This window comes from Parafrankia sp. Ea1.12, assembly GCF_900465275.1.
Classification (GTDB): domain Bacteria; phylum Actinomycetota; class Actinomycetes; order Frankiales; family Frankiaceae; genus Parafrankia; species Parafrankia soli.
The window spans coordinates 16,164-39,960 of the sequence record NZ_UBIZ01000371.1 but is presented as its reverse complement, the minus strand read 5'-3'; the positions used below and the strand labels follow the sequence as shown (position 1 = coordinate 39,960).

18 protein-coding genes, 2 tRNA genes and 4 pseudogenes are annotated in these 23,797 nt (G+C 68.5%); 13 read left to right on the top strand and 11 right to left on the bottom strand.

Annotated features, from left to right (window positions below; translation table 11 throughout):
- Positions 1-391: 391 nt before the first annotated feature.
- The 5 genes from FMEAI12_RS21215 to FMEAI12_RS21195 form a co-directional block, all read right to left on the bottom strand.
- Positions 392-1,168 (bottom strand): sulfite exporter TauE/SafE family protein, encoded by a 777-nt coding sequence (locus FMEAI12_RS21215; protein WP_112107578.1) that lies wholly within the window; start codon positions 1,166-1,168, stop codon positions 392-394.
- Entirely contained in the window at positions 1,165-1,746 is a 582-nt protein-coding gene (locus tag FMEAI12_RS21210) for a rhodanese-like domain-containing protein (protein ID WP_112107577.1), read from the bottom strand. Before FMEAI12_RS21210 ends, FMEAI12_RS21215 begins: the two co-directional genes overlap by 4 nt.
- Positions 1,743-3,158 carry a rhodanese-like domain-containing protein gene (locus FMEAI12_RS21205; protein ID WP_112107576.1) on the bottom strand — a complete coding sequence of 472 codons (1,416 nt, stop codon included), beginning with the start codon at positions 3,156-3,158 and terminating at the stop codon, positions 1,743-1,745. Before FMEAI12_RS21205 ends, FMEAI12_RS21210 begins: the two co-directional genes overlap by 4 nt.
- A 265-nt stretch (positions 3,159-3,423) precedes the next feature.
- Positions 3,424-3,693: a metal-sensitive transcriptional regulator gene (locus FMEAI12_RS21200; RefSeq protein ID WP_112107575.1), complete on the bottom strand. Its 270-nt coding sequence runs from the start codon at positions 3,691-3,693 to the stop codon at positions 3,424-3,426.
- Positions 3,694-3,714: 21 nt separating this feature from the next.
- Positions 3,715-4,155: a hypothetical protein gene (locus tag FMEAI12_RS21195; RefSeq protein ID WP_235014266.1), complete on the bottom strand. Its 441-nt coding sequence runs from the start codon at positions 4,153-4,155 to the stop codon at positions 3,715-3,717.
- A 765-nt stretch (positions 4,156-4,920) separates the two neighbouring features.
- Here FMEAI12_RS21195 and FMEAI12_RS40080 point away from each other — a divergent pair.
- Positions 4,921-5,703, top strand: a pseudogene (locus FMEAI12_RS40080) (alkaline phosphatase PhoX); the annotation flags it as partial.
- Positions 5,704-5,978: 275 nt separating this feature from the next.
- Here the strand turns inward: FMEAI12_RS40080 and FMEAI12_RS21185 are convergent.
- Complete coding sequence (locus tag FMEAI12_RS21185) at positions 5,979-6,947, bottom strand: hypothetical protein (protein WP_112107574.1); 969 nt, start codon at positions 6,945-6,947, stop codon at positions 5,979-5,981.
- Positions 6,948-7,418: 471 nt separating this feature from the next.
- Positions 7,419-7,984, bottom strand: a pseudogene (locus tag FMEAI12_RS21180) (DDE-type integrase/transposase/recombinase).
- A gap of 708 nt (positions 7,985-8,692) precedes the next feature.
- On the opposite strand from FMEAI12_RS21180, the gene FMEAI12_RS21175 reads away from it, so the two are divergent.
- Genes FMEAI12_RS21175 through FMEAI12_RS21155 form a run of 5 tightly spaced genes read left to right on the top strand, consistent with a single transcriptional unit; the run spans position 8,693 to position 12,951 of the window.
- The gene (locus FMEAI12_RS21175; protein ID WP_235014265.1) at positions 8,693-10,087 is read left to right on the top strand and encodes an ATP-binding protein; all 1,395 of its coding nucleotides are present in this window, start codon (positions 8,693-8,695) and stop codon (positions 10,085-10,087) included.
- A gap of 3 nt (positions 10,088-10,090) precedes the next feature.
- Entirely contained in the window at positions 10,091-10,501 is a 411-nt protein-coding gene (locus tag FMEAI12_RS21170; protein ID WP_200835360.1) for a roadblock/LC7 domain-containing protein, read from the top strand.
- A complete protein-coding gene (locus FMEAI12_RS21165; RefSeq protein WP_112107572.1) occupies positions 10,498-10,872 on the top strand; it encodes a DUF742 domain-containing protein in 375 nt (124 codons plus the stop codon). The genes FMEAI12_RS21170 and FMEAI12_RS21165 overlap by 4 nt, the downstream gene beginning before the upstream one ends.
- Positions 10,853-11,497 (top strand): ATP/GTP-binding protein, encoded by a 645-nt coding sequence (locus FMEAI12_RS21160; RefSeq protein ID WP_112107571.1) that lies wholly within the window; start codon positions 10,853-10,855, stop codon positions 11,495-11,497. The genes FMEAI12_RS21165 and FMEAI12_RS21160 overlap by 20 nt, the downstream gene beginning before the upstream one ends.
- 2 nt (positions 11,498-11,499) lie before the next feature.
- A complete protein-coding gene (locus tag FMEAI12_RS21155; RefSeq protein WP_112107570.1) occupies positions 11,500-12,951 on the top strand; it encodes a cytochrome P450 in 1,452 nt (483 codons plus the stop codon).
- A gap of 78 nt (positions 12,952-13,029) precedes the next feature.
- On the opposite strand, the gene FMEAI12_RS21150 is transcribed toward FMEAI12_RS21155, so the two are convergent.
- Entirely contained in the window at positions 13,030-14,046 is a 1,017-nt protein-coding gene (locus FMEAI12_RS21150; RefSeq protein WP_112107569.1) for a terpene synthase family protein, read from the bottom strand.
- A 680-nt stretch (positions 14,047-14,726) separates the two neighbouring features.
- Between FMEAI12_RS21150 and FMEAI12_RS21145 the strand changes: the two are divergent.
- Together FMEAI12_RS21145 and FMEAI12_RS21140 are read left to right on the top strand one after the other, a co-directional pair.
- Positions 14,727-14,906 (top strand): annotated as a pseudogene (locus tag FMEAI12_RS21145) (IS6 family transposase); the annotation flags it as partial.
- A gap of 562 nt (positions 14,907-15,468) precedes the next feature.
- Positions 15,469-16,383 carry an IS982 family transposase gene (locus FMEAI12_RS21140; protein ID WP_112107568.1) on the top strand — a complete coding sequence of 305 codons (915 nt, stop codon included), beginning with the start codon at positions 15,469-15,471 and terminating at the stop codon, positions 16,381-16,383.
- Between the two features lie 123 nt (positions 16,384-16,506).
- Here the strand turns inward: FMEAI12_RS21140 and FMEAI12_RS21135 are convergent, their stop codons facing one another.
- A complete protein-coding gene (locus tag FMEAI12_RS21135) occupies positions 16,507-17,136 on the bottom strand; it encodes an antibiotic biosynthesis monooxygenase (protein WP_112107567.1) in 630 nt (209 codons plus the stop codon).
- A 1,079-nt stretch (positions 17,137-18,215) separates the two neighbouring features.
- A tRNA-Met gene (locus FMEAI12_RS21125) sits at positions 18,216-18,289 on the bottom strand.
- Between the two features lie 210 nt (positions 18,290-18,499).
- Between FMEAI12_RS21125 and FMEAI12_RS21120 the strand changes: the two are divergent.
- The 4 genes and pseudogenes from FMEAI12_RS21120 to FMEAI12_RS21095 all read left to right on the top strand — a co-directional run.
- Positions 18,500-18,742: pseudogene (locus FMEAI12_RS21120) on the top strand (transposase); the annotation flags it as partial.
- A gap of 763 nt (positions 18,743-19,505) precedes the next feature.
- A tRNA-Ser gene (locus FMEAI12_RS36685) sits at positions 19,506-19,567 on the top strand.
- Positions 19,568-20,172: 605 nt separating this feature from the next.
- Positions 20,173-20,592, top strand: coding sequence for a hypothetical protein (locus tag FMEAI12_RS21100; protein WP_235014263.1), 420 nt, complete (start codon positions 20,173-20,175; stop codon positions 20,590-20,592).
- 1 nt (position 20,593) lies between these two features.
- Positions 20,594-21,160, top strand: a complete 567-nt coding sequence (locus FMEAI12_RS21095; RefSeq protein WP_112107566.1) for a DUF6036 family nucleotidyltransferase — start codon at positions 20,594-20,596, stop codon at positions 21,158-21,160.
- A 603-nt stretch (positions 21,161-21,763) separates the two neighbouring features.
- Here FMEAI12_RS21095 and FMEAI12_RS21085 read toward each other — a convergent pair.
- Positions 21,764-22,180: a MerR family transcriptional regulator gene (locus tag FMEAI12_RS21085; protein WP_112107565.1), complete on the bottom strand. Its 417-nt coding sequence runs from the start codon at positions 22,178-22,180 to the stop codon at positions 21,764-21,766.
- Positions 22,181-22,236: 56 nt separating this feature from the next.
- Here FMEAI12_RS21085 and FMEAI12_RS21080 point away from each other — a divergent pair, with 56 nt between their 5' ends.
- Positions 22,237-23,196 carry an oxidoreductase gene (locus FMEAI12_RS21080; protein ID WP_112107564.1) on the top strand — a complete coding sequence of 320 codons (960 nt, stop codon included), beginning with the start codon at positions 22,237-22,239 and terminating at the stop codon, positions 23,194-23,196.
- Positions 23,197-23,797 lie beyond the last annotated feature (601 nt).

The window sequence follows — 23,797 nt, the reverse complement described above, 5'->3', positions numbered from 1 at the left end:
GCCACGCACGCGGAGCAACATCAGTCCGAGAGCGTTGCGTGTCAGGGCGTAGAGCAGCGACCACACCATGACCATCCAGCCTGCCCGAGGCGGGCCCTGTCCGGCGGGTAAACGCGCAGGTCACCGCTCGAATCGGGGTTCTGGAGCCCCACAGGGGTCAACGACGGGCTGGCGCTGCCCGCCGTCCTGTTGCTGATCGCGGCGGCGGGACCGGCCGCGGAGTCCGCCGAGAACTCGCCTGCCCGCATCGCCGTCGAGCGGCCTGTTTCTCGGCCTTGCCGGTGGCGATCACCGCGCTGACCCGCCTGCCGCTGCTGGGGGCCGAGCGGGCGGTTCAACAGAGCCGTTTTCTTGACATTCCCGCTACGGCCGTGCGCGGGCCGGGCGGGGATCAGCTGGCAGGCGGGTTGACGACGGCCTGGAGGACGACGAACGCCGCGACGGCGAGGACGAGGTAGGCGAAGGATCCGCGTAGCCGCTCGGCGGGCACGCGCGTCGCGAATCGTCCGGCGGTCAGCGAGCCGATGACCGCGGCGGCGGTGAACGCGGCGGCGATGCGGTAGTCAAGCGTGGCCTCGCCGGCGTGGGCGGCGAACCCGGCGGCGGAGTTGATCACGATGACGACCAGTGAGGTGCCGACCGCGGCGGGCATGGGCAGGCCGAGGAGCAGGACGAGGGCGGGGATGAGGAGGAATCCGCCGCCGACGCCGAACAGGCCGGTGAGGAAGCCGACGGCGATGCCGGTGCCGATGGCTTTGGGGAGGCAGCCACGCCAGTTGACGCCGCCGTCGGGTAGGGAACAGTCGCCGCCGGCTTCGCCGTCGCCGCGCAGCATGCGGACCGCGGCGGCGCCCATGAGGGCGGCGAGGCCGATCAGGACGAGGCGGGGATCGAGCAGCTGGTTGAGGGCCGCGCCGCCGAACGCCGCCAGTGCTCCGGCTGTGCCGACGATCGCGGCGATGCGCCAGCGGATCTGGCGGGTGCGCAGGCGGGGCAGCAGTGCGGCGGCTGAGGAGATTCCCACGACCAGCAGCGATGTGGGTACGGCGGCTGTCACAGAGAGCCCGGCGCCGTAGATCAGGGCGGGGACGGCCAGGATGGAGCCGCCGCCGCCGAGTAGACCGAGCAGGATCCCGATCGCCGCGCCGAGGCCCAGGGCGGCGATCATGGTCGTGGGCTGGCCAGGGCGGCGATGACGCCGTCGACGTCGAGGCGGGGGCCGCGGTTGTAAGGCAGTCTGGCCAGCAGGCTGCCCATCGCGCAGGTGTTGGACAGGGCGGCGAAGGTCAGCCCGGCGCCGACGGCCGCCGCGGCCCACTTGGCCGCCGGGACCGCCACGCTGGTCAGGACCGCGCCCAGCACGAGGGAGCCGGCGACGAGACGGACCTGCCGTTCGAGGTCCCAGCGGTTCGTGCCGCCGCGCACCGGGGCGCCGGCGGCCTGCCACGCGCTGATGCCGCCGTCGAGGATCCGCAGGTTCGGCAGGCCTGCGGCGGCGAGGGCCTGTTCGGCCGCGGTGGCGCGTTGCCCGGAGCGGCAGACGAGCACGACCTGCTCGTCGAGGTGCGCGCGCAGTTCGTCGCGGTGCTCGCGCAGGATGTCGAGCGGCACGTTGTAGGAGCCGGGGATGTGCGCGGCCTCGAACTCGCCCGGGGTGCGCACATCGATCAGCCGTGGTGCGCTGGCCGTGGCGATGAGCTGTCGCAGCGTCGTGGCATCCAGGGTGGCCGGGGCGCGGCTGGTCACGAGGTCTCCTTGTCGTCGACGATGGTCAGGCCTGCGTGGGCGGCGTTGGCGTAGGCGTCGTCGAGGTGCACCACCTGGCGGCCGGCGCGTTGCAACAGGCTGCTCGCGGCGGCGGCGCGGTAGCCGGAGCCGCAGTGCACCCAGACGGTGCCGGCGGGCACCTCGTCGAGCCGGGCCGGCAGTTCGGGCAGCGGGAGGTGCACGGCGTCGTCGAGGTGGCCGGAGCGCCATTCGTTGCCCATCCGCACGTCGAGCACGGCGTCCGGCGCCGGCAGTCCGGGCGGGACGGTGCCGGCGCGGGCGGCGGCGAGGTCGACGAACGTGGCGGTGGTGAGCGCGGCGATGTGATGCTCCTCGCCTGCGGCCCAGCCATCGGGGCCGCCGGTGGCCGTGGCAGCGGGCCGGTCGATGCCGATGCGGGCGAGTTCGCGCTGGGCGTCGGCGACCTGCTGCTCGCTCTCGCCGAGCAGGGTGATCGGCGCGCCCCAGGGGGCCATCCAGCCCAGCCAGGTGGACATCGGTCCGTCCAGGCCGAAGCTCAGCGTGCCGGTAAGGTGCCGGTGGGCGAACGCCTTGCGTGAGCGCAGGTCGATCACCCACTCACCGGCGCCGATCCGTCCACGTAGTTCGGCGGGGTCGGCCCGGTGCGCCGGCGTGAGGTCGATCAGTGCGGCCCCGTCGACGTTGCGGGCGCCCATGTGCGCGTAGTACGCGGGGTAGGCGTCGAGCCCGGCCAGGATCTCGGTGACGAACGCGTCGGTCTCCAGCCGCAGCGCCGGGTTGACCTGCCGCTCCCGGCCGATCGTGGAAGCGGGGGCGTCGGACTGGGTGGCGGAGCAGAAGCTGCCGAACCCGTGGGTGGGCCAGACCTGCGCGCCGTCGGGCAGCAGGTCGGCGAGGCGGCGCACCGAGGCGTGCTGTTGTTCGGCCAGGGTGTGGGCGTGCCGCTGACCGAGCAGGTCGGTGCGGCCGGTGGTGCCGAACAGCAGCGACCCGCCGGTGAACACCCCCACCGGCCCGTCGGGACCGTCGAGGACGTAGGACAGGTGATGGAACGTGTGCCCGGGGGCGGCCACCACCCGCAGCCGCATCGAGTCCGACATCGCGACCTCGTCGCCGTCGGCGACCGGCGTCCGCTCGAAGCCCACCTCGTCCGCGGCGGCGACCAGATACCGGGCGCCGGTCACCCGGGCCAGCGCGAGACCGCCGGAGACGTAGTCGTTGTGCAGGTGTGTCTCGGCCACATGCGTGATCCGCACCCCGAGGCGGCCCGCCAGGGCCAGGATCCGGTCGATGTCACGCTGCGGATCGACCACGACCGCGACCCGCCCGTCATGGGCCAGGTAGCTGCGGTCACCCAGCGACGAGGTCTCCACGACCTGGACATCAATCTCGACATCAACACCAGTCATCGCCTGCTCACTCTCCTTCTTGTCGTTCGTGTCGGCCGGTGTTCCGCCTGGTGAGCCACGTGGTCGAAGCGGTGGCTCACCAGGCCCTACGTGCCTGGGACGGCGCCTGCCCGCCACCCGCCGACGACAGCACGGACCCATCGGGTGGATCCCGACATCGTCGCCTTCCGGGTTCCATATACCCGGGGGGGTATACCCGGGACATGGTGCGGTACCGCGAATCGACGGGCAGACCCCTCCGGTCGACGGGGTCTGCCCGGTCGGGTCAGGACAAGGCCATGAACAGCTTCTCCAGCTGCTCCTCGGTCAGCGGCGGCTGCTCCCCGCGCTCGCGCGCGGCCTGGCACTGGCGCATGCCCGTAGAGATGATCTTGAAGCCTGCCTTGTCCAGCGCCCGGGATACTGCCGCGAGCTGTGTCAGGACCCGCTCGCAGTCGTCGCCGTTTTCGATCATGCCGATCACGGCGCCCAGCTGACCGTGCGCGCGCTTCAACCGCGTCAGCGCGTCCGACAGGACCTTGGCGTTCATCTCCACGGTGCCCCACCTCCACGACCACTATACCCTGGGGGGTATAGGGAGCAAAGGGCTCGGGCCGTGCGGAGGTGCCCGCTGCCGCGGCCGGCGGTAGTCGGCGAAACGGTGGAACGACTCACGCGGGACGCGGGCGTGGCTCACCGGGACGCCGCGCCCGCGGCGGGCGGTGGTGAGATCGCGCTTGGCCACCAGGTAGATGTCGGTGAGCAGTAGCCGGTCGACGAAGAAGTACGGTGAGACATTGGTCAGGGATGGCCGTCCGCCAGCGGTCAGCCCCGCCAGCTCGGCCGGTGGCAACGCCCGGCCGAGCCCGCCGAGAAGAGCCGGGTCGGGGGTGAAGACCCGCTTCGTCCGCCAGCGCCTGGCCTCGAGGTCCACCTGGGTGAGCAGGCCTGGCCCGGCGATCATGAAGCCGACGGCGGTCGGCTGCGATGGCCCGCTGACGAAGACGTTCCCGGCCAAGCCCGTCGGGCCAGTGCCCGGCGGTCACCGTCAGGTCGACGTTGTACTCGGCGCTCGGCTCAAGGGCGTGGTGAAGTACGTGACCCATGTCGTTTCCCTCGGAGTTCGGCTCGGCGAGCGGAATTCGGAACACCCGTCGCGATCGGCGTCGCCCGACGAGGATCTTGCCTCGGGGGCAGGGTGCGTATCTCGGAAGGGTACGGACATGTGGGAACCAGGCTGCGTTTGAGCGGGAGCGCGGCCTGCTGTGGTCAGGTCATCTCGCGCGGAACGGTGACGCCGGAACGCCGGAATTCGCACCGGCTGACGAGGCAATTGCTTTCAGGAAGGAAATTCCAGCGAAATTTCCGTAGCGGTTCGGGTGGAACTATGCCAAATAATGGATCTGTTGGTGTCGGCCGGCGTTGGTCGGCGCGGTGCGATGGGTGGCGAGACGCCCGCGCGCCGGCGAACACGCGCCGGTGGCGCACGGCGCCGGCCGGTCGCCGGAGGTCTCGGCCCGACCTGGCCGTCGGGTAGGCCGGCCCCAGCCGGCGGGCCCGGTCGTGCGCCGGGCACCTCCCACGCCGTCCAGGGCCTCATGCTCGCCCGGCCCGATCGCCCTGGGCTTGGCCACCATCACGCTGCGAGCGTTTCCCGCTGTTAGTCGCAAGGCCACGTACCGACTATCAGGGGGCCAGGTAGACCAATTTATGTGCAAGGCATCTTAGTTCGCAGAGTTCTGGAGGCACGTCCGTGGGTTCTTTCATTTCCCGTCGTGGTCTGATGCGTACCGGCCGCGGTGGGTGGCCTCGGCCTCGTCGTTGCGGGGAGCCTGGACGCCATCGCCGGTACCGCCGCGCAGGCCGGCGCCCGCCCGCTGACCGGCTACGGCGCTGTTGTTCCCGACCCGGCTGGTCTGCTCGCGCTACCGAAGGGCTTCTCCTACAAGATCGTCGCTCAGGGCGGCGTGACGAAGCTCGAGTCGGGCGAGCCCACCCCGAGCGACGCCGACGGCACGGGCTCCTTCCGCACCAGGAACGGTTCCGTACTGGTCAACAACCACGAGATCGGCGGCGGCGAGCCCTACGCGGTACCGACCCTGCCGGGCCTGACCTACGACCCTGGCGCCCACGGCGGCACCACCAACATCGAGGTCGACCGGAACGGCATCCGCGTCCGCGAATACGTCAGGTGGCCGGCACCCACAACAACTGTGCCGGCGGGATCACCCCGTGGGGGACCTGGCTGACCTGTGAGGAGACCGAGCAGCGCGCCGGCGGGATGTTCCAGTTCGACCACGGGTACGTCTTCGAGGTCGACCCGGTGGACCGGGCCGCCAACCTGAACCCGGTACCGCTGAAGTTCCTCGGCCGGTTCGCCCACGAGGCCGTCGCCGTCGACCCGCGCACCTCGGCGATCTATGGCACCGAGGACGCCAACGACCCGCACGGGCTGTTCTTCCGCTGGGTGCCCCCGCAGGGGTTCCGCGGCGGCAAGCGCGCGCTGCGCACGCTCGCGGTCAGCCAGGGCGGCGCCACGGCGGGCACCCTGCAGGCGATGAGCTGCCGCAGGCTCACAGCACATCGCCGATCCGTACACCACGTCTCTGGACTCCACTGCAATCTGGCCTGTGCGTACCGTCGTCGACGATCGCGAACAGGCGTGGTGCCTGGCTGGCGACGAACGCCGCGAGCCGTTCCCCCGGTCTCGGCGCGGTGGCGGGCGGTCGCGGGTCGGTGATCACGACGATTCCCGTGATCTGACGCCAGGGTGTTCTGGCCGCGTGTCCGGGACGGTCTCGTGAACATCCCGGACACGCGGTGTTATCTCCGACCTTCGGATCAGCGTTGGGCCGTGATCGTGCCGTCCACTGAGCCTGCACCGGTGACTCCAGTCAGGCGGTCGACTGCGTTCCGCAGCGCTGCGGGGAACTCGGCCGCCCAGTCTCTGATGGCCTCACCGACCGCGGTAGCGGCCTCGCCCGCCTGCCCCCATCCGCGTGCGATCGCCCCACCGAGCTGGGTCAGCCAGGTGCCTACCCGGTTCATGAACGCCTGCCCGGAGTTCGCGACCCAGGGACCGACCAGGCCCTCCCAGGCACCGCTGCTGACCAGGGCACCTGCCAGCGCGACGCACAGGATGTCCCCCCAGGCGTCCGCGTCAAGCTTCTTGCCGTCGAGCTTGAAAGAGACCAGCCTGAAGAGGAAGGCACCCAGGAATCCGGCAACCGACGCGCAGGCCGTCTTGGCCAGGACACTCGCAACCCCACCGGTCGAGGCGATCACACCGAGCATGCACGCAGTCCGGAACGCCAGGCCCAGTGCGTAGAAGCCGGCAGCCAGCAGCGTGCTCTGCCACCAGGTTGGCCTTGTCAGTGCCTCACCCGACGTGAAGGTGAGCTTCAGCCCCTTGTCCGTCAGGCTGAAGGAGCCGTCGAAGTCGTGCACCTGGGGTGTGCCGCCCGGAAGATCCAGCGGATAGGCGTTCAGGTGCTCCTGGATGGTGTCGCTCAGCTGTGGGTTACGTCCGTTGGCGTCGGCCACCCAGGATTTTGCCTGACCCCGGTCGAAGCCTTCGGGGAGCGGCGTGCTGAGCGTCACCTGATCCCCGGAGACCGCGACGCTGAATCCAGCCACCGAGCTGACCACGGCCTTCGCGATATCGTCTATCCCCGCGGCCGTCTGCGTCATCTGCGAGGACAACGTGCCCAGGGCGCTCTGGGCTGCCTGGGCCGCCGCGGCCTGCGCGGTCGTGGACTCCGTGGTTTCGGCTGCTTCGGCGGCCCGGGTCAATGTGCAGACCAGGGTCATCGCGAGCGTGATCGCGATTGAAACCGCTGACCACCTACGGTTTCTGACAGGCAAACCAGCGTGCTTGGCTCTGCTTCCGTCCACAATGCCTCCGGTTGAGCGGAACATGCCCGAATGTTCGTTTTTGCAGGCCAAGGAGATGTAACCGCAGAGCCGGTTTCGAGTGGTTTCCTCTACATGAACATCAGTCAAATTTCTGTGCTAACAACCGCTTTGTGGATTCCTGATGGGTTTTAGGAACATCAGGTTCTGCATGTGAATTTCCGCTGGATTTTCACGGAAATCCCCAGGTGGCGCCGGCGAGTAGCGCCAGCTCCGCACAGGCACTCACTGAGCGGCGCCGAGTTGCTTTCCCAGCTGTCGGCCCGTGTGCGGGCCCGTCTGTGCGCCGCCCGGACAGGCGGGTATACCGCAAACGGCACTGTTGCGTTGCGGGAAGGCGATGTAAGCCAAGAGCGCGGCCGACCGCGGTCAGATGGCGGCGAGTTCAGTGAATGCGGCGGCGGTCAGCCTCTGTCTAGGGCTGGTGCCAACGGCGAGTTCGTAGTGGCCACGGCGGATGTTCTGGACGAGGGCGTGTCCGGTGCTGATCGCCTGGACTGAGCGGAGGCGTTTCAGCCCGCGCATCGGCCGGAGCCGGGCTTTCAACCGGCCGTGGTCGGCTTCGATCCGGTTGTTCTCCCGCGCGGCGTCGACGTGGCAGGCCTCGGGGAGCAGTTCGTCGAGGAGCCGCGGGTGGACCGGGGCCTTACCGATGGTGACCTCGATCGGCCGGCGCCCCCAGAGCAGCCCCCACGGCCGGGCCGCCTCGACCGGTGGGAGCGTGAAGCGCGGCACCCACCGGGACATCACGGCTACGTGGTCGACGTCGAGGCCGTGTTCGGCGCGCAGTTCCTCGACGCCCCGGTGCGACAGCGCGAAACGCAGGTACCACCGCACTGCCATCACGATCACACCGGCGGGAACCGGAACCGGTGGACTCCGACACCGGCGGACTCCGACAGCGGCGCCGGTGGAGCGACCGCACCTCGACGCATCACCTGATCACCCGGCGCGAACGTCTGCCCTGGCCGGACGCCACAGAGCCGTTATGGACGCATCGATGCTTCCGCTGCCAGCCTCGTGAGCAGGGCTTTCTCTCTCGCGGTACACCCCGTCAAGCCGCGCGCGGAAACGCTCCGTGAACCCGCCGGCGCGGGGTTCTTCAAATCCCTGGAGTTGTCACTCCGCTCACCGAACGGCAAACCGATCATGGGATGCCATCCGGCCGGAAGTCCTCGTCCTACGCCCGGGTCTTCCCGCCGGCCCGCGCCGAATCCGACTCGCCGAAGTAACGGGCCATCGTACATATGAGGGATCCGCCGCTCCGCGGCGGTTCCCTCCGGCGTGCGCCCGGCGCGTCCGGGACGCGGACGCATTTTCTCCGCGTCTACGGTCTGATATAACGTCAGGCCTGTTCGGAGAGACATCGGAACCGCGAACACTGAACAAGGCGGCCGCGTGCTTAATCAGAACATCGCCGTCGGGGTCCTCGTCGGCGCGCGGGTCTCTCCGCGGGCCGCACCCGTGACTCCTCTCCCCGGCCCCGTCGGTCACCGACACACGCCCACGATCAGACCAAGGTTCTGCGAATGAAACGCAAGCGACCATCATCTCGTGGTGCACAAGGCGGCTCCTCCGTCATCCGCAGTGCACTGATAGCGGCTGCCCTGACCGCTTTTTGCGCGGTGGCCGCGGTCCTCCTCGTGACCCCGCCGGCCCGGCGCGCCGTCGCCGTGTGCGGCCTCGTCGCGGTGATCGCGGTCGGTCTGGCCTGCGCCGAGATCCGCCGCCGCGGACAGGAGATCGTCCAGCTGCGCCGTCGGCAGGCCGCCACCGAGCAGGAGCTCGTGCGCCGCCTGGAGATGCAGGAGGCCGAGACCAGTCGCCTCGCCATCGAGGTGCTGCCCGCCGCGATCAGCCGGCTGCACCGCGGCGACTCGGTCGAGGAGGCGCTGTCCGGCTCGAGCCAGTCGCCCGCCCTCGGCGCCGCCTTCATCAAGGCGCACGACGAGGTGGTCCGCTCGGTCCTCGACGCCGTCAAGGCGGAAGAGGACCTGCGCGACTCCGCGCAACGCGCGTTCGTCAACGTCGCCCGCCGCGTCCAGGCCATCGTGCACCAGCAGTTCCAGGATCTGCGTGAGATGGAGGAGCGGCACGGCGGCAACCCCGACGTCTTCGACGACCTGCTCCGCCTCGACCACGGCACCGCGCTGATCGGCCGGCTCGCCGACTCGCTCGCCGTGCTCGGTGGATCCCGCCCCGGGCGCCAGTGGCAGCATCCGGTACCGCTGTTCAACGTGCTGCGCGGCGCGATGTCGCGGATCACCGACTACCAGCGCGTCGAACTGCACTCCGTGGTCGAGATGGCCATCTCGGGACCTGCCGTCGAGCCGCTCATCCACGCGCTCGCCGAGTTGCTGGACAACGCCACCCGGTACTCGCCGCCGCAGACCCGCGTGCACATGTCCACGGTCGAGGTGCAGGCCGGGATCGCGGTCGAGATCGAGGACGGCGGCGTCGGCCTCGGTGAGGAGGCCCGGCTGCGCGTCGAGCGGATTCTCGCCGAGGTCAAGTCGGGCCTCGACCTCGCCGACCTCGGCGAGAACCCGCGCCTGGGCCTGTCCGTGGTCGGCCGGCTTGCCCAGACCCACCGCTTCCAGGTCTCGCTGCGGTCCTCGGCCTACGGCGGCGTACGCGCCGTACTCGTCATCCCGCGCGACCTGACCACCGCCGTGCCGCTGTCCGCGACCCCCCCGGGGGCCACGGTCACGGCGAGACCGAACACGCCGGTACCCGCCATCACCCTGCAGCCGGAGGAGTCGCAAAGCATCAAGATCAAAAGTAACGGTCTGCCGCAGCGCAGGCGCAGCGCCACCGCCCCGCTCGGCGGGAACCAGAGCCAGCCGAGTCTGACGGCACCGCGCGGGCTGACATCCGCCGCCGCGTCCCCGACCGTGTCCAGCGACGCGTTCTCTCCCGCCACGCCGCCACCGCCGCCCGGACTGTGGCTCGCCGCGTTTCAGAACGCGGTCTCCGGCGAGGACCCGAGCACCCAGCACGCCCTGACTGACGACGCGTCGAGCAAGGAAGGCGAGTAGTCGATGGACCACCTGCATCCCAGCATGGATTGGATGCTCAAGGACCTCGCGGAGAGCGTGCCGGGCACTCGGCACGTCATCGTGCTGACTTCGGACGGCCTGCGCATGGCCCAGTACAACACTGATGTGGACACCGCGGACCGCCTCTCAGCGGCGTGCGCCGGACTGCAGAGCCTGTCCGGCGCCGTCGCCGCCGAGTTCCCGCAGGGGGACAAGGTCATGCGGCTCGTGGTGATCGAGGTCGGCGGGGGATTCTTCTACCTCATGGCGGCCGGTGCGCGCGCGTACCTCGCGGTGCTGGCCGACGAAGGAGTGGACGCGGGGCTGATGGGGCAGCAGATGCGCAACCTGGTGGCCCGCATCGGTGAGCACCTCACCAGTCGGCCGCGGATGGAGGAGAGGACGCCCGGGTGACCCCGCCCCCGATCAACCACGCGTCCTCCGCCTGGGAGCAGAGTGGCCCCGAGCGCCTGTACGTCCTCACCCGCGGGCGCAGCGCCGCGGGCCGCCGGGCCGACATCGACCTGGTCACCCTTGTGGTGGCGCGGGCCGCGGCCCGGCCGGAGATGCAGCCGGAACACGCGGCCATCCTGCGCATGTGTCACTACCCCCTGTCCATGGCGGAGATCTCGGCTTACCTGAAGCTGCCGTTCAGCGTGGTCGCCGTCCTGGTCTCCGACCTGCTCATCGACTCGTTGGTCGAGGTGCGAGCCACGGTGCGCACGGCCACGATTCCCGATCCCGAACTGCTGGAGGCGGTGATGCATGGACTCCAGAGGCTCTGAGCTGGCCGTCGGACCGGCGCGCGAGGACGTGCTGCCCGCCTCGGCGGCCGCAGCCGTCAAGATCGTCGTGGTCGGCGGGTTCGGTGTGGGAAAGACGACCCTGGTCGGCTCCGTCAGCGAGATAAGACCGCTGACGACCGAGGAGACGATGACCGAGGTCAGCGTCGGCGTGGACGACGTCCGCGGGGTCGAGCAGAAGAACGCGACCACCGTGGCCATGGACTTCGGCCGGATCAGCATCAACGAGGAACTGGTGCTCTACCTGTTCGGCACGCCCGGACAGCAGCGTTTCTGGTTCCTGTGGACCGGCCTGTTCGAGGGAGCTCTCGGCGCGATCGTTCTGGTCGACACCCGGCGGCTCGAGGCCAGCTTCGACGTCATCGGGCGGCTGGAGGACGGCGGCGTGCCGTTCATCGTGGCCGTCAACGTCTTCCCGGACGCCCCGACCCATCCACTGGACGAGGTGCGCTCCGCGCTGGATCTGCCGGCCGCCGTGCCGATCGTCGCGTGCGACGCGCGCAGCCGGGCCTCGAGCCGGGACACCCTGCTGGCCCTCCTGCACTACCTGCACCGGCTGTCCACCCAGTCCGCGGCCCTGGTGGCCGCCTCGGCCGCCAGGGAGTAGGCATGTCCACATCCATACCCGAATCAGGTACGGAACCAGGCACCGAGATCCCGCCGCCGGAGTGTCCGGCGCACGCGGCCTTCGCGCAGGGGGCAGCGCTGACCGCGCTCCACGGCCCGGAAGCGCAGCACGATCCCGGCGCGGTCTACGCGAAGCTCCGCGCGGAACACGGCGGAATCGCCCCGGTGGAGCTAGAGGGCGGCGTCCCGGCCTGGCTGGTACTCGGCTACCGGGAGAACATGGAGGTCGCGCGCACCCCGAGCCGGTTCACCCGGGACGCCCGGCTCTGGCGGGACTGGAACGAGGGCAGAATCGCGGCGAACGACCCGCTGATTCAGATCCTCGGATGGCGTCCCGACCTCCTGTCCTACGACGGCGAGGAGCACCGGCGGCTGCGCGCGGCGGTCAACGAGTGCCTGACCAGGTTCGACCGGCACGGCATTCGGCGGCACGTGCAGCGCTACGCGAACCAGCTGATCGACGGCTTCGTCGAGGACGGCCGCGCGGACCTGGTGACCCAGTTCGCCATGTACCTGCCGATGCTCGTACTGAGCCGGCTGGTCGGCCTGAGCGAGGAGCACGGCCCGAAGATGGTCGAGGCCATCGTCGGCATGGTCAGCGGCGGCGAGGAGGCGTACGAGCACAACCAGTACATCGTCGGCACCCTGCAGGCGCTGACCGAGGAACGGCGCAGGGCCCCCGCCCATGACCTGGCTTCCTGGTTCATCGCGCACCCCTCGGGGCTGAACGCCGACGAGGTGCTCAACCACCTGCGGGTGGTGATTGTGCTGGGTTATGAGACCACGGCGAACCTGGTCTCCAACACGCTGCGGATGGTGCTGACCGACCCCCGCTTCCGCGCGTCGCTCACCGGTGGGCTCATGACGCTGCCGGACGCGGTCGAACAGATGCTGTGGGATGATCCGCCGCTGCTGGTCTGCCCGGCACGGTTCGCCACGCACGACATGCAGTTCGCCAACAAGCAGATCCGCGAGGGCGACCTGCTGCTGCTCGGCATCGCGGCGGGCAACACGGATCCGGAGATCCGTCCGGATCTCAGTGCGCCGATGCACGGTAACCGCTCGCACATGACGTTCAGCCGGGGCCCGCACGAGTGCTCGGGACAGGAAATCGCCCGCGCCATCACCGACACCGGCGTGGACGTGCTGCTCAACCGGCTGCCCGACATGCACCTCACAGTGCCGGAGGACCAGCTGACCTGGACCACCTCGACCTGGTCCCGGCACCTCGACGCGCTCCCGGTCACGTTCACCCCGCGGCGACGCCCCGGCCCGCAGTCCGCGCCGGCCGCCCCGGCGGCCGTCCCCCCGGTCGAGCCGAGCGCCGCGAAGGACGCGCTGGCGGTGGTGGCCGAGGCCGACGCGCAGGCCAGGATGGACATCGGCCGTGGCCTCTGGGCCTCGCTGATCGGCCTGTTCCGCGGCTCGCGCTGAGGGTTCGTGGTCGGCTGACGTACCGCCGAGTGGCGCCCGGGAGCGGTTCCCGGGCGCCACTCTCCATGCGTGACGCCGTCAGGACGCCTGTGGCGAGGTCAGCATGCGAGAGATCTCCTCGCGCGGCGGATCCGTGTCCATCAGCAGCTCGTTGGCGGCGGCCCACGCCTGGTAACCCCAGTTCCAGTCGTCGGCGATCCTCGCTCCCATCCGGGCCTGGGCGCGTTCCGCGTCGGTGAACCGCAGCACGTCGCAGGCCGTGTCAAGGCGCTGCTTCGTGGTGTGTATCGACTGGTCGAGCGTCCGCATCTCCTGCTCGCAACGGGCTCTCGCCTGCTGCCAGTCGCAGCCGTCCTGGTCACGGATGATCGTGATCAGATTACGCGGGTCGTCACGCTTCGCATCGCGGACCGAGGAGTAGACGTCGTTGCAGTACACGATGATGTCGCTGGCCAGCCTGCGCAGCAGTCGCAACTGGGTGCAGTGGTGGATGTACGGCGCCAGGTAGGTGAAGTTCATCTTCTCGCCGAGCACCAGACACAGCGGCACCGCGCCGTTTCCCAGGCGTAGCTCCAAGTACTCTTCGACCGTCGTGTCCAGCCGCTGGTCCCGCATCGCCGCATAAGCGGCCTGCGTGTTGAAATACCATTCCCAATGCTCGCTGATCCGAGCCACCCACTGGTCCGGCGAACTGATGATCTGCCGCGTCCACAGATCACTGAAGATCATGCCCATCTGGGACTTCGCGGGTCTCCCGTAGAGAATCCCGGTGAGCTCCGTGCTGATGACGTTGATTCGGCTGATGTCCGTCGCCAGATCGTCGGTGAAGTCGTCGTAGATCCGGAAGAAGGCGTGGATGTCGTATGCGAGTTCCAGCTCCGGGAGCGGGGCCAGCGGGTAAACCCAGGCCGAAAGCGTAGCGTATCTCTCGGCCCGGGGTGTGCGGACCCGGAAGCGGGTGAGCCATTCGGCGGTGTGCGCCAGAGCTTCGGCGGCGTTCTCGTTCGGCTGCCAGGAGCGCGCGCCTTCGTGCACTGTGAGGATCTGCTCGCCATCCATCGCGTCTTGGCCTGTCTCCTGGCTGAGGCTGGTCATCGCGGATTCGCTCTCGCTTTCCTGAAGCGCGGCATCGGCTACTCCTGGAGTCGGGGCGGTGCAGGCTGCTCCAAGGAGGCGCTAAGGGCTGGAGGGAGAAGCCATAACGGACTGTGACGAGAGAGGGGGTGCCCGTACAGCCAACAGGGCCACCCGGCAGGGGTAGATGTTGAAGTCACTTCCCCAGTCCCGGGAGACCCAGTTACCGCCCATTCTGCCAGGTTCTGCGGTCGCACGACCACGAAATGCGGAAAAGACCAGGCCGGAACCCGTCACGATCTCAGGGCAAGATTCAGTAAAGTGATCCCGGTCTCGTGGACAGTCGACCTAAACAGTGCTGTCTACCTGGGGGTATCGAGGATGGGCGCTACACGGCGGAAGTTCATCCAGGAGTACAGGGACGAGGCGGTGACGTTGATCCTCGGCTCAGGTGGCGCTGCTGCGTTCGAGGACCTGGCGCATGCCAGGGGTTCCGGCGACGGTGGTCAGACGGCGTGGGTGAGTTCGGTGGCTCTGACGCATCTGACCAGGGCAGGCGCTCGTGCTGCCGGCCCAGCATGATCAGGTGACGGGTCGAGGTGCGGTCGTTCCGCGAGTTCCGGTGTCGGAGTTCGTGAGGTTCCGGTTCCCAACCGAGGTGATCGTGCTGGTGGTCCGCTGGTACCTCCGGTTCGCCCCGTCGTACGAAGGCACGCCTGCGGCCGATGCGCGGACTGAAACGGCTACGGTCCGTCCGGATCATCAGCGCCGGACATGCCTTGATCCAGAACATCCGCCGCAACCACCACGAGCCCGCTGTCGGCACCGACCCGAGACTGCCGCTGGCTGCCGCGTTCACCGAACTCGCCGCCGCCGGCTGACCGAAAGCCACCGTGGCCATTGGCATGCCCTGCATCCTCCGAACGGAACGGTGCCCGCTGGCCGACGCGACCCACCCGGGGCGACGGCAGGCGACGGCAACTGACCCGGGCAGCGGTCCTCCGCGGGGCCGGCGCACCCGGCCGCGGGGCCGGCGCACCCGGCCGCGGGGCCGGCGCACCCGGCCGTGGGCCGGCGCACCCGGCCGTGGGCCGGCGCACCCGGCCGTGGGCCGGCGCACCCGGCCGTGGGCCGGCGCACCCGGCCGTGGGCCCGCGGCCCGTGCCTGGCACCCGGCGGTACGGGTCATCTGGCAGTCGCAGCCGATGCGTCGGTAGCGGACGCACGACGTCGTCGCTGCGCGTTTGCGTTGGTGCGTGGCCTGTTCGTGTGATCGGGGATCCTGGTCGTGGGGCCGGGGATGGTGGGGTGGCGGTTCGGGTTATGCCCGGTTCTGTCCACCACCCTCTGGCTAGGCCTTTTGTCTCTCTATTGAGATCGACTAGATGATCGATTCCAAGGGATCAGCTGCGCGCATAGGGCGAGGGCGTCCAACGTCAGTGTGTGATGACAGAGTTGGGCACCCTCGCGACCGCACTGTATGTGAAGACCGACGATCTGCTGAAGGCGTCTCCGCATCTCGCGCCATGGCGGCCTGCCGTGGGGATCGCCCCGCAGCTCACCGACGCCGAACTGGTCACGCTGGCGATGATGCAGGCCATGCTCGGCTTCACCTCCGAGGCCAGATGGCTCCGCTATGCCCACTCCCACCTGCGACATCTCTTTCCGTACCTGCCCAAGCAGCCCGGCTACAACAAGCGGCTGCGCAAGGGTGCCGGACTGCTTCGGCGGGTCACTCGGCTGCTGGCCACCGATACCTCGGTGTGGAGCGACGACGTGTGGATCGTGGACTCCACGCCGGTGGAATGCGGCCGTTCACGCGAGACCGTCAAGCGTTCCGACCTGGCCGGATGGGCCGAGTACGGGTACTGCGCCAGTCACAGCCGCTTCTTCTGGGGCCTGCGGCTGCACCTGGTGTGCACCCTCCAGGGCCTGCCGGTCGCGTTCGCCCTGACCGGGGCCAAGGCCGACGAGCGCGAGACCCTGCTGGATCTCTTCTCCGCCGAAGCCGACCTCGTCGCCGCGCGTCCTGCCCAGACGCTGATCGGCGACAGGAACTACTTCGGCCGGGGCTTCGAACACGAGCTGGCTGAGCAGGACATCCGGCTGCTGCGGCCGGCCCGCAAGGGCGAGCCGGAGCGGCCCGGAGCTCCCTTGTTCAAGCCGTTGCGGCAGGTCATCGAGTCGGTCAATGAGACCTTCAAGGGCCAACTCGATCTCGAACAGCACCGAGGGCGCACGCCCGGCGGTGTCGTCGCCCGCGTCATGCAGCGCATCCTCGCGCTGACCGCCGCGATCTGGCACAACGACCACACCGGACAGCCCGTCCTTCGCTCACTGACCGCCTATGACCACTGACGACAACGCCGCGCGGCGCGCAGCGCGCCGCCCGGCGTTCGGATTACTCGTCTTTAGTTGCCCCTTGCCTACATGGCGGATCCGACCACCGGGGCGAACGGCTCGGGAGCGTACGACCCGCGCTCAGAACTCGACGACAACCCGGAAGAGTGCGGGGTCGGCGATGGCGAAGTCAGGGGAGGTGGACAGGCGCTGTTGGAAGCGGGGGTCGTTGTCTGCTGTGCGCCATGCGTCGGGGCTGTCCCAGTGCGCGATATTGACCAGCTGGAAGCGAGTGTCCGGGTCCACCGCACGGTGCAGCCGGTTGTCCCGGAATCCGGGCGCCTTGCTCATCAGCTCTGCGCGGCCGAGCCAGCGTGGCAGGAATTCATCGATCCGCTCGGCGGGCAGTTCGAAGGCATTGACGAGAGTGATTCCCGACCCTTCGCCCGAACCGTTTCCCACTGCGCGGAATTCGGCCGCCACCTCATACCAGCCGCCGTGCACGGTGGCATAGCTGGTCGCGGTGGCTGCCGACGCGGTGAAGCCGGGATTCGCCAGCGCCTCGTCCCGTGCTTCGATGCTGTCCCAGCGCGCCACATTGACCAGGCCGAGCCGGGACTCCGGGAACAGTCTGCGGTGCAGCCGCGCATCTCGGAAACCGGGGGCGGCGTGGATGAGTCCGACGCGCTCCCGCCAGCGTGCGATGGACTCGTCGATCCGGTCCTCGGGCAGTTCCCACGCGTCGATCAGGGTGATTCCGTTATCAGTCACCGCACCATCGTGAAACCTCAACCACACTTCAGGTCAAGATGATCCGGTCACGCTACCCAGCGAGCGACGCAACTATGTCCAGGACCCGCCTGCGCATGGTGGGGCTCCTTCGCCACCGGCCGACCCATCACCCGATCCCTGATTGCCGACCACTGACCCTTGGAATCGATCATCTAGAGCTGTTTAAAGATCGTTATGTGGCAACGACCGTCGCCCCATAACGGCGGACGGTCCGGGGCGTGGCCCCGCTGACCTGCATAAATGCTCACACTTGGCCACACCTGCCCGTCCGCCGCGACATATTTGGGCGTTGCTACACCGAGGGGTCCCGACGAGACGCGGGCTCACGGGAGCAGGGTAGAGCACGTGACTGATCCGCGACGATGGGCAGAAGCGAGGCGGCCGAGCGTCCGCTGCAGCGGCGGATGTTCCAAAAGAGCACCGGCGTCGACCTCCCCGCCGAAGGTCGATGCCCGGGAAGTGAGGTTCCGGACATCCGACACACATCGCCGTCCCGCGCTCTCGTGGGTGGTGTTCGTCCGCAGACGTATCCGGTCGGTGCGCCGGCGCTTCGGTCCAACACGACCCGTCATGCTACGTCATGGAATATTCTGCCTTGCAATCGAGCGGGGTTTGAGTCACCTCGTCGGCTCCACAGAAATGGGGGATACATAGCCGGATCGTGACGGAGTAGTCGATCTCTCCGATCATGCATCTCGATGCTCGACAAGGCCGCCAGTGCACTCGGCAGGAGAGTGAACAACTCATCCAGGGAGCGTTGGAGAACCTCTGCGCGAGCCGGACCGTAATCGCCATCGCGTACCGACTGTCGACCCTGCTGACCATGGACCGGATCGTGGTCCTCGACGGCGATCACATCGTTGAACAGGGCACACACGAGGACCTGCTTGCGCTGGGCGGGCGACCAGCGCCTGTGGTGCCGGTAGAGCGGCGGCCTGATCGGCTCCATCGACCCGGTCAGTTCCGGGCTGCCCGCCGAGACCGCTCCGAACCCGAAAAACAACACACAAAAAAGTTTCTCCCCGGAAACCGTGGTTTCCGGGGAGAAACAATTCTAGTAGCGGGGGCAGGATTTGAACCTGCGACCTCTGGGTTATGAGCCCAGCGAGCTACCGAGCTGCTCCACCCCGCGTCGGTATTTTTTACTATACAGGGGCACTGAGGTCAGATGTCAAACGAGCGGGCCGGCTAGTTTGTTCGGCCACCACGGGTCGGCCCGATACCCTGTGCCCCCTGTCCTGCTGCGCCTGGGTGCATCGCCGCCTCGGCGCCCCTACCCATCGGCACCCGGCCTGCCCGCCGGCTGGTGGGACCTCTGGTGAGCCGGGCGGCGGCACGGCTGGTTCGCGAGGACGGCCAGGTGATCATCGTGCACTGCCTGCTCGCGGTCGGGGTCAACGGCGAGGGGCACCGGGAGATCCTCGGCCTCGACGTCGTGAGCAGCGAGGATGGGGCCGGCCGGTTGGCGTTCTTCCGAGGCCTGGTCGCCCGCGGCCTGTTGGGCATCCGCCTGGTGAGCTCCGATGCTCACCGCGGCTTGGTCAACGCGATCGGGTCAACGCTGCCCGGTGCCTCGTGGCAGCGCCGCCTACCTGCACCTCTACGGCCTGGTCCGGGACGAGGTTGAGCATGCGATCGACTCGTTCTTCGTCCTGCGCAAGAACGGGGAGAAGGCACTCGGCGAGTTCCGCACCCGCCGCCTCGTTCTAACCGCCTACGACGCGATGACCACAGGTGGCCTTCACCTCCCTGTTGGATCCCGAGCCCGGCCATGGTCCCCGTCATCCTGACAGGGGGCGCGCATGACCGACACCGGGAGACCGTCCACACTGCCGCGCAACAGTGACGCCGGAGGGAACATTAGATCCTCGAGGGCGAGGCGACGCCCTGTCGGGAGACCTAGAACAGCGTCGACTGCTGACTCGCGGGTAACTCGATGACCGTGTCCGGAGTTGGCCGACCGGGACTCTGGCGGAGACGGCCGTCCTTGCGAAGTTCTCGCAACGCCGTACCTACATGCTCAGGGCGAAAGACTGTGTTGAGCAGCGCGAAACGGCGGAGGTTCGCGACTGTCATCGGACCTGACTCGGCGATCACATTCATGATCGCGTTCTGGAGTGGGCGAGTTTCGGGTTCCATCCTGAGATCAAGGAGCTGCTGACCCGCGTCGCGCGGGTCGCCCTCGCGCCCTGTCGCCCGGCGGGCTGGGGCGAGCGGAAGCGCCGCGGCAGCGGCCGGAAACCCCCGCTGGTCGTCTCGTTGAGGTGTAGCAACGGATTAGCAACGCTGGCGAACCGGCACGTACGTCGGCGGCCTTCCGCACACGAAAACGTACGTCTACGGACGCTGGGATGGCGGTCAGTTCGGCCTGAGAAGCGGAAGGTCGGCGGTTCGACCCCGCCCCTGCCCACTCACCCCCTGCCTGACCTGGGTTTTCTCTAGATCAGTCTCGGAGCTCCGGGTTGTGCAGTGCCCGGACAGAGTAAAACTTTTTCGGCTTGCGCCGTGTACTGATCGAGGATCTTCGAGTCGGCTTCCGTGGACTCGTGCCGATTCGGGAGAATTAGCCAAAGTATCCTGCGGTGGGTTCTCGTTTGTGTGAGATCGTCACAGGGTCGGCGGGGCTGCCGTGCTGGCGATCTCCGTCCGGGCGGTGTCGAACCTGACGGGAACAGCGGTATCGACATCGGGCCGAGAATCGGGCTGTCTGGTTCTGCGACGACGTGCGCTGCAGTGAGAACCACCCGATCTGACACCCGCGCGGCGTCACTACCGGCCGGGGCAGTCTCGTGAGCTGGTGACCGATGCGCTCAGGCAGACGACGTGGTGGCCGGCCGGACCGTCGCTGAGGGTGCGCCCGACGGCGCCCGGAGGACCCGCCGGCTTGCTGTCAGGACGGCGAGAGCACCCGCAGACTCGCCGCAAACGGGAGCCGTCCGTCCGGTGGGGTTCCAGAGCGTGAGTGGACTCCACTCTGCGAGGCAGACGACATGATCAACGGCGTACTGTAGTGACGTGGACTCGTTGCACGCCTTCCGGACCGTTGACGACGCCGCAGCGGTCGCGGCTGGCATGGTCGCGGCCGAGTCCCGCCTGCAGGACATCTGGCGGCACGCAGTTATACAGATGCTCGACGACTACACCAGCGTGCTGCGCCACCAGGGCCCTGAAGCAGCGAGCGCGATGTGGGCAGACCGCCCACGACCGTCCGGCGACCGCCGAGTGGACGCGGCGCTCGCCGCGCTTGGAGAGCACCTCGCCCGTCGAGACGGCTGGCAGACCCCCCCATGGGTGCGCGACCCGGCACTCGAGGCAGTGCCCTGGTGGTTCGTCACCACGCTGAAGGGCCTCCATCCTCGGGCGTTGGTCGAGTCCCCGCTGTCATTCCGTAAACGGGGCGTGTTCATCACCGGCGGCGCGCTCCAGCGGGCGTGACATGACCAGCCCGGGTCTCGGCCGTGAGTCGATCACCAGTCTGCTCCAGGAACTCAACGACGAACTGGGCCGGCGCGGCGCAAAGGCCGACCTTTTTCTCGTCGGCGGCGCCGCGCTCGCCCTCGTCTACGACGCGACCCGATCCACCCGCGATCTTGATGCCGTTTTCCTGCCAACCGACGTCGTCCGCGCCGCGGCCTCCGCGCTCGCCGAGCGCCATGCCCTCCCGGCCGACTGGCTCAACGACGCGGTGAAAGGCTTCCTGCCTGGCCCGGATCCGGCCGCGACCAGGTACTTCGATGCCAACCACCTCACCGTTGACGTTGCCTCCGCCGAGTACCTGCTCGCGATGAAGCTGTTCGCAGCCCGCGTCGAAGCCGACGCCGAGGACATCGCGTTCCTTTATCGCAAGCTCGGCTACACCACCGTCAGCGAAGGCCTCGACCTCGTCCAGTCCGTCTACCACGGTCGCCCGATCGATGCAAAGGTCCAGTTCCTCCTTGAAGAGATCGTCGATTCGCTCCACGACGACAGCGACGGCACAGCCCACGGCGGAAACTCCGCCTGAGCTGGCCCAAGCGTGGGACGCCCGGTACCGCCGGGCCGTGTGCCCGGGGCCGTGCCCGCCACCCCGGTCCTACGGGCCATCCGGCAGTCGTAGTCGATGCGTCGGTCGTGGACGTACCCTGGTCTGTCCGAAGCCGCCGCTGCGGACGGCCCGGCAACCCGGACCTGCCCGCCGGCGGGGAGCGGACCATCTGCCACCGTAGGATTGAAGACAATCCGCCTGTCGCGGTTACGCTCGTCGAGGTCGTGGGAAAATGCAGGTCAGCACAGCGTTTAGGCGTTTTGACCTGAAAAGTGGAAGGTCGGCGGTTCGACCCCGCCCCTGCCCACCACGCAGGGTCACGTAGGGGATGACCTGCGAAAACATCCTGTTTATTGATCGTCTTGGTGGGTGCACCGTTCGCGTGTCGCGCGGTGACATCGAGTTTGTGCAGGTAAGAGGCTTATGGGTGGTTCAAGTCCCCTCGTGTTCCTCGACAGGTTTGCTACTTAATGTGATGGCTCCCGACTAGGAGTGGCGAAACGTCGTGCGATGCCGTCGAGGCCGGTGGTCAAGGTGGTGTCGTCGCGGTCGGGTATGCGGGCGCGGAGAGCACGGGCACTGTCAGCCGTTCCCAGCTACAGGGGCCCAGAGACCCGCCGCGGTGCCCGCCAGGACATGCTCGCCGTAGATCCGGACCTTCTTCTGGATCACGGCCAGGTGTTCCGCCAGCTCCGCGATCCGCATCTGGACAGCCTGTTCGTGCTCGACCAGGACAGCCAAGCGCTCGACCTCATTTCCTGGCCCCGACCGCACCAGACCGGCAAACTCGCGGATGCGGGCGATCGGCATACCGGAGGTACGCAGCCGGTTGATCAAGTGCAGCCACTCCAGATCGGCGGTGTCGTAGACGCGCCGGCCACCAGAGGTACGCGAGACGGACCGTAGGAGCAACCTTTCGCGCTCGAACCAGCGCAGCGTGTCCACGCTCAACCCGGTTCGGGTCGCCACCTCACCGATCGAGAAGCGCTCGGCCGCCACCGGACCCCATCCTCTCCCCTTGAGCTGGAGTGCACTCCAGATCGTACGTTCGCCGCATGACCACCTCACCCCCACACCATCCGCCCAGAACACCGTTCGGTCGCGACACCACCGCCGCCCAGGTCCTCGCGGGAACAGACCTCAGCGAACACACGGCGCTGGTCACTGGTGGTTACTCCGGGCTCGGCCTGGAAAGCACCCGAGCGCTGAGCCGTGCCGGCGCGCGGGTCCTTGTGCCAGCCCGCCGACCCGATGCCGGGAGAAGGACCACCGCCGGCATGCAACGAGTCGACGTCGGCCAGCTCGACCTGGCCGACATGAGCAGCATCCGGCGCTACGCCCACCAGCTCCTCGACACCGGCACGACCATCGACATCCTCATCTGTGGCGCCGGGGTCATGGCGATCCCCGAGAGCCGGGTCGGTCCCGGCTGGGAGGGGCATTTCGCCGTCAATCATCTCGGTCACCACGCCCTGGTGAACCTGCTCCGCCCTGCCCTGAAACCCGGATCACGGGTAGTCGTGCTCTCCTCCGCCGGCCACTTCCTCTCCGGCATCCGCTGGCACGACCCGCAGCTCACCACCGGCTACGACCGCTGGATCGCATACGCGCAGTCGAAGACCGCCAACGCGCTGTTCGCCCTCCATCTCGACGCCCTGGCCAGGAACGCGGACATCCATGCCTTCTCGGTCCATCCCGGCAGCATCCTCACCCCGCTGCAGCGGCACATACCGGAGGTCGAGCAGCGATCTCTGGGCTGGATCGACGCCCACGGCCGGCCCGCCACGGGATTCAAGACGCCCGCCCAGGGCGCCGCGACCGCTGTCTGGGCAGCCACCAGCGCGCAGCTCGCGGGACACGGCGGCGCCTACTGCCAGGACTGTGACCTCGCATCTCCCGCCACCACCGACGACATGCTGGTCGGCGGCTACAAGCCGTGGGCGGCCGACCCCGCGGGCGCCACGCGGCTCTGGGCGCTCTCCGCCGACCTCACCGGACTCGACGCCTTCAGCTGACTCACGCCCGAGCGCACTGCGCCAGCGCCTCGACGATCACGGCGCTACCGGGGCCGCTGACGAACGGTGCCGCGTCACAGGATTCAGCGCCGTCTGACCGTTCACCGGACGGTTCACTCACCGCCTCCCCGCCGCGCCGACCGACCTGCGGCTCAGCAGATCGAACAACTCGGCAGCGTCAACAACGGGGGGCGAGTGAACGATGTCGGTCCAAACCCATTCGACCCGATCGGCCCGAAGAGGAACGTCAAGCCGACCAGGGGCCCGCAATCGGGCCTGTAAGAACAGCGGTGACCGAATAGGACCGGGTCCCGGGACCTCGAGCGGGCCCTCAGCCCGCACGAAACCGCAGGTAGCTAGCCTGGAGCGGCTAAGGCTCGAGGGCTATGGTCGGCCCCGTGATGTTTGGGTAGTGGTTCGTATTGTGGACGGTTTTGTCCACTCTTCCCCTGTCCTACCTGCGGTTTCGCCGCGTCGGTGGTCTGGCTTGACGGATGTGCAGTGTGCGGACAAAGTCAAACTTTGGCCTGGTCCGTGCCCTGTCCGGGCGACTGGCGCGTGAGGGCATCCGCCTTGGCGCAGTTTGCCCCGGGCTTGTCGA

Bases quoted from the DNA above. Each gene is read 5' to 3' on its own strand.
- FMEAI12_RS21080 (WP_112107564.1), top strand. From the start codon at position 22,237: ATGACCACCTCACCCCCACACCATCCGCCCAGAACACCGTTCGGTCGC.
- FMEAI12_RS21215 (WP_112107578.1), bottom strand. From the start codon at position 1,168: ATGATCGCCGCCCTGGGCCTCGGCGCGGCGATCGGGATCCTGCTCGGT.
- FMEAI12_RS21205 (WP_112107576.1), bottom strand. From the start codon at position 3,158: ATGACTGGTGTTGATGTCGAGATTGATGTCCAGGTCGTGGAGACCTCG.
- FMEAI12_RS21185 (WP_112107574.1), bottom strand. From the start codon at position 6,947: ATGACCCTGGTCTGCACATTGACCCGGGCCGCCGAAGCAGCCGAAACC.
- FMEAI12_RS21160 (WP_112107571.1), top strand. From the start codon at position 10,853: ATGGACTCCAGAGGCTCTGAGCTGGCCGTCGGACCGGCGCGCGAGGAC.
- FMEAI12_RS21155 (WP_112107570.1), top strand. From the start codon at position 11,500: ATGTCCACATCCATACCCGAATCAGGTACGGAACCAGGCACCGAGATC.
- FMEAI12_RS21170 (WP_200835360.1), top strand. From the start codon at position 10,091: ATGGACCACCTGCATCCCAGCATGGATTGGATGCTCAAGGACCTCGCG.
- FMEAI12_RS21150 (WP_112107569.1), bottom strand. From the start codon at position 14,046: ATGACCAGCCTCAGCCAGGAGACAGGCCAAGACGCGATGGATGGCGAG.
- FMEAI12_RS21095 (WP_112107566.1), top strand. From the start codon at position 20,594: ATGACCAGCCCGGGTCTCGGCCGTGAGTCGATCACCAGTCTGCTCCAG.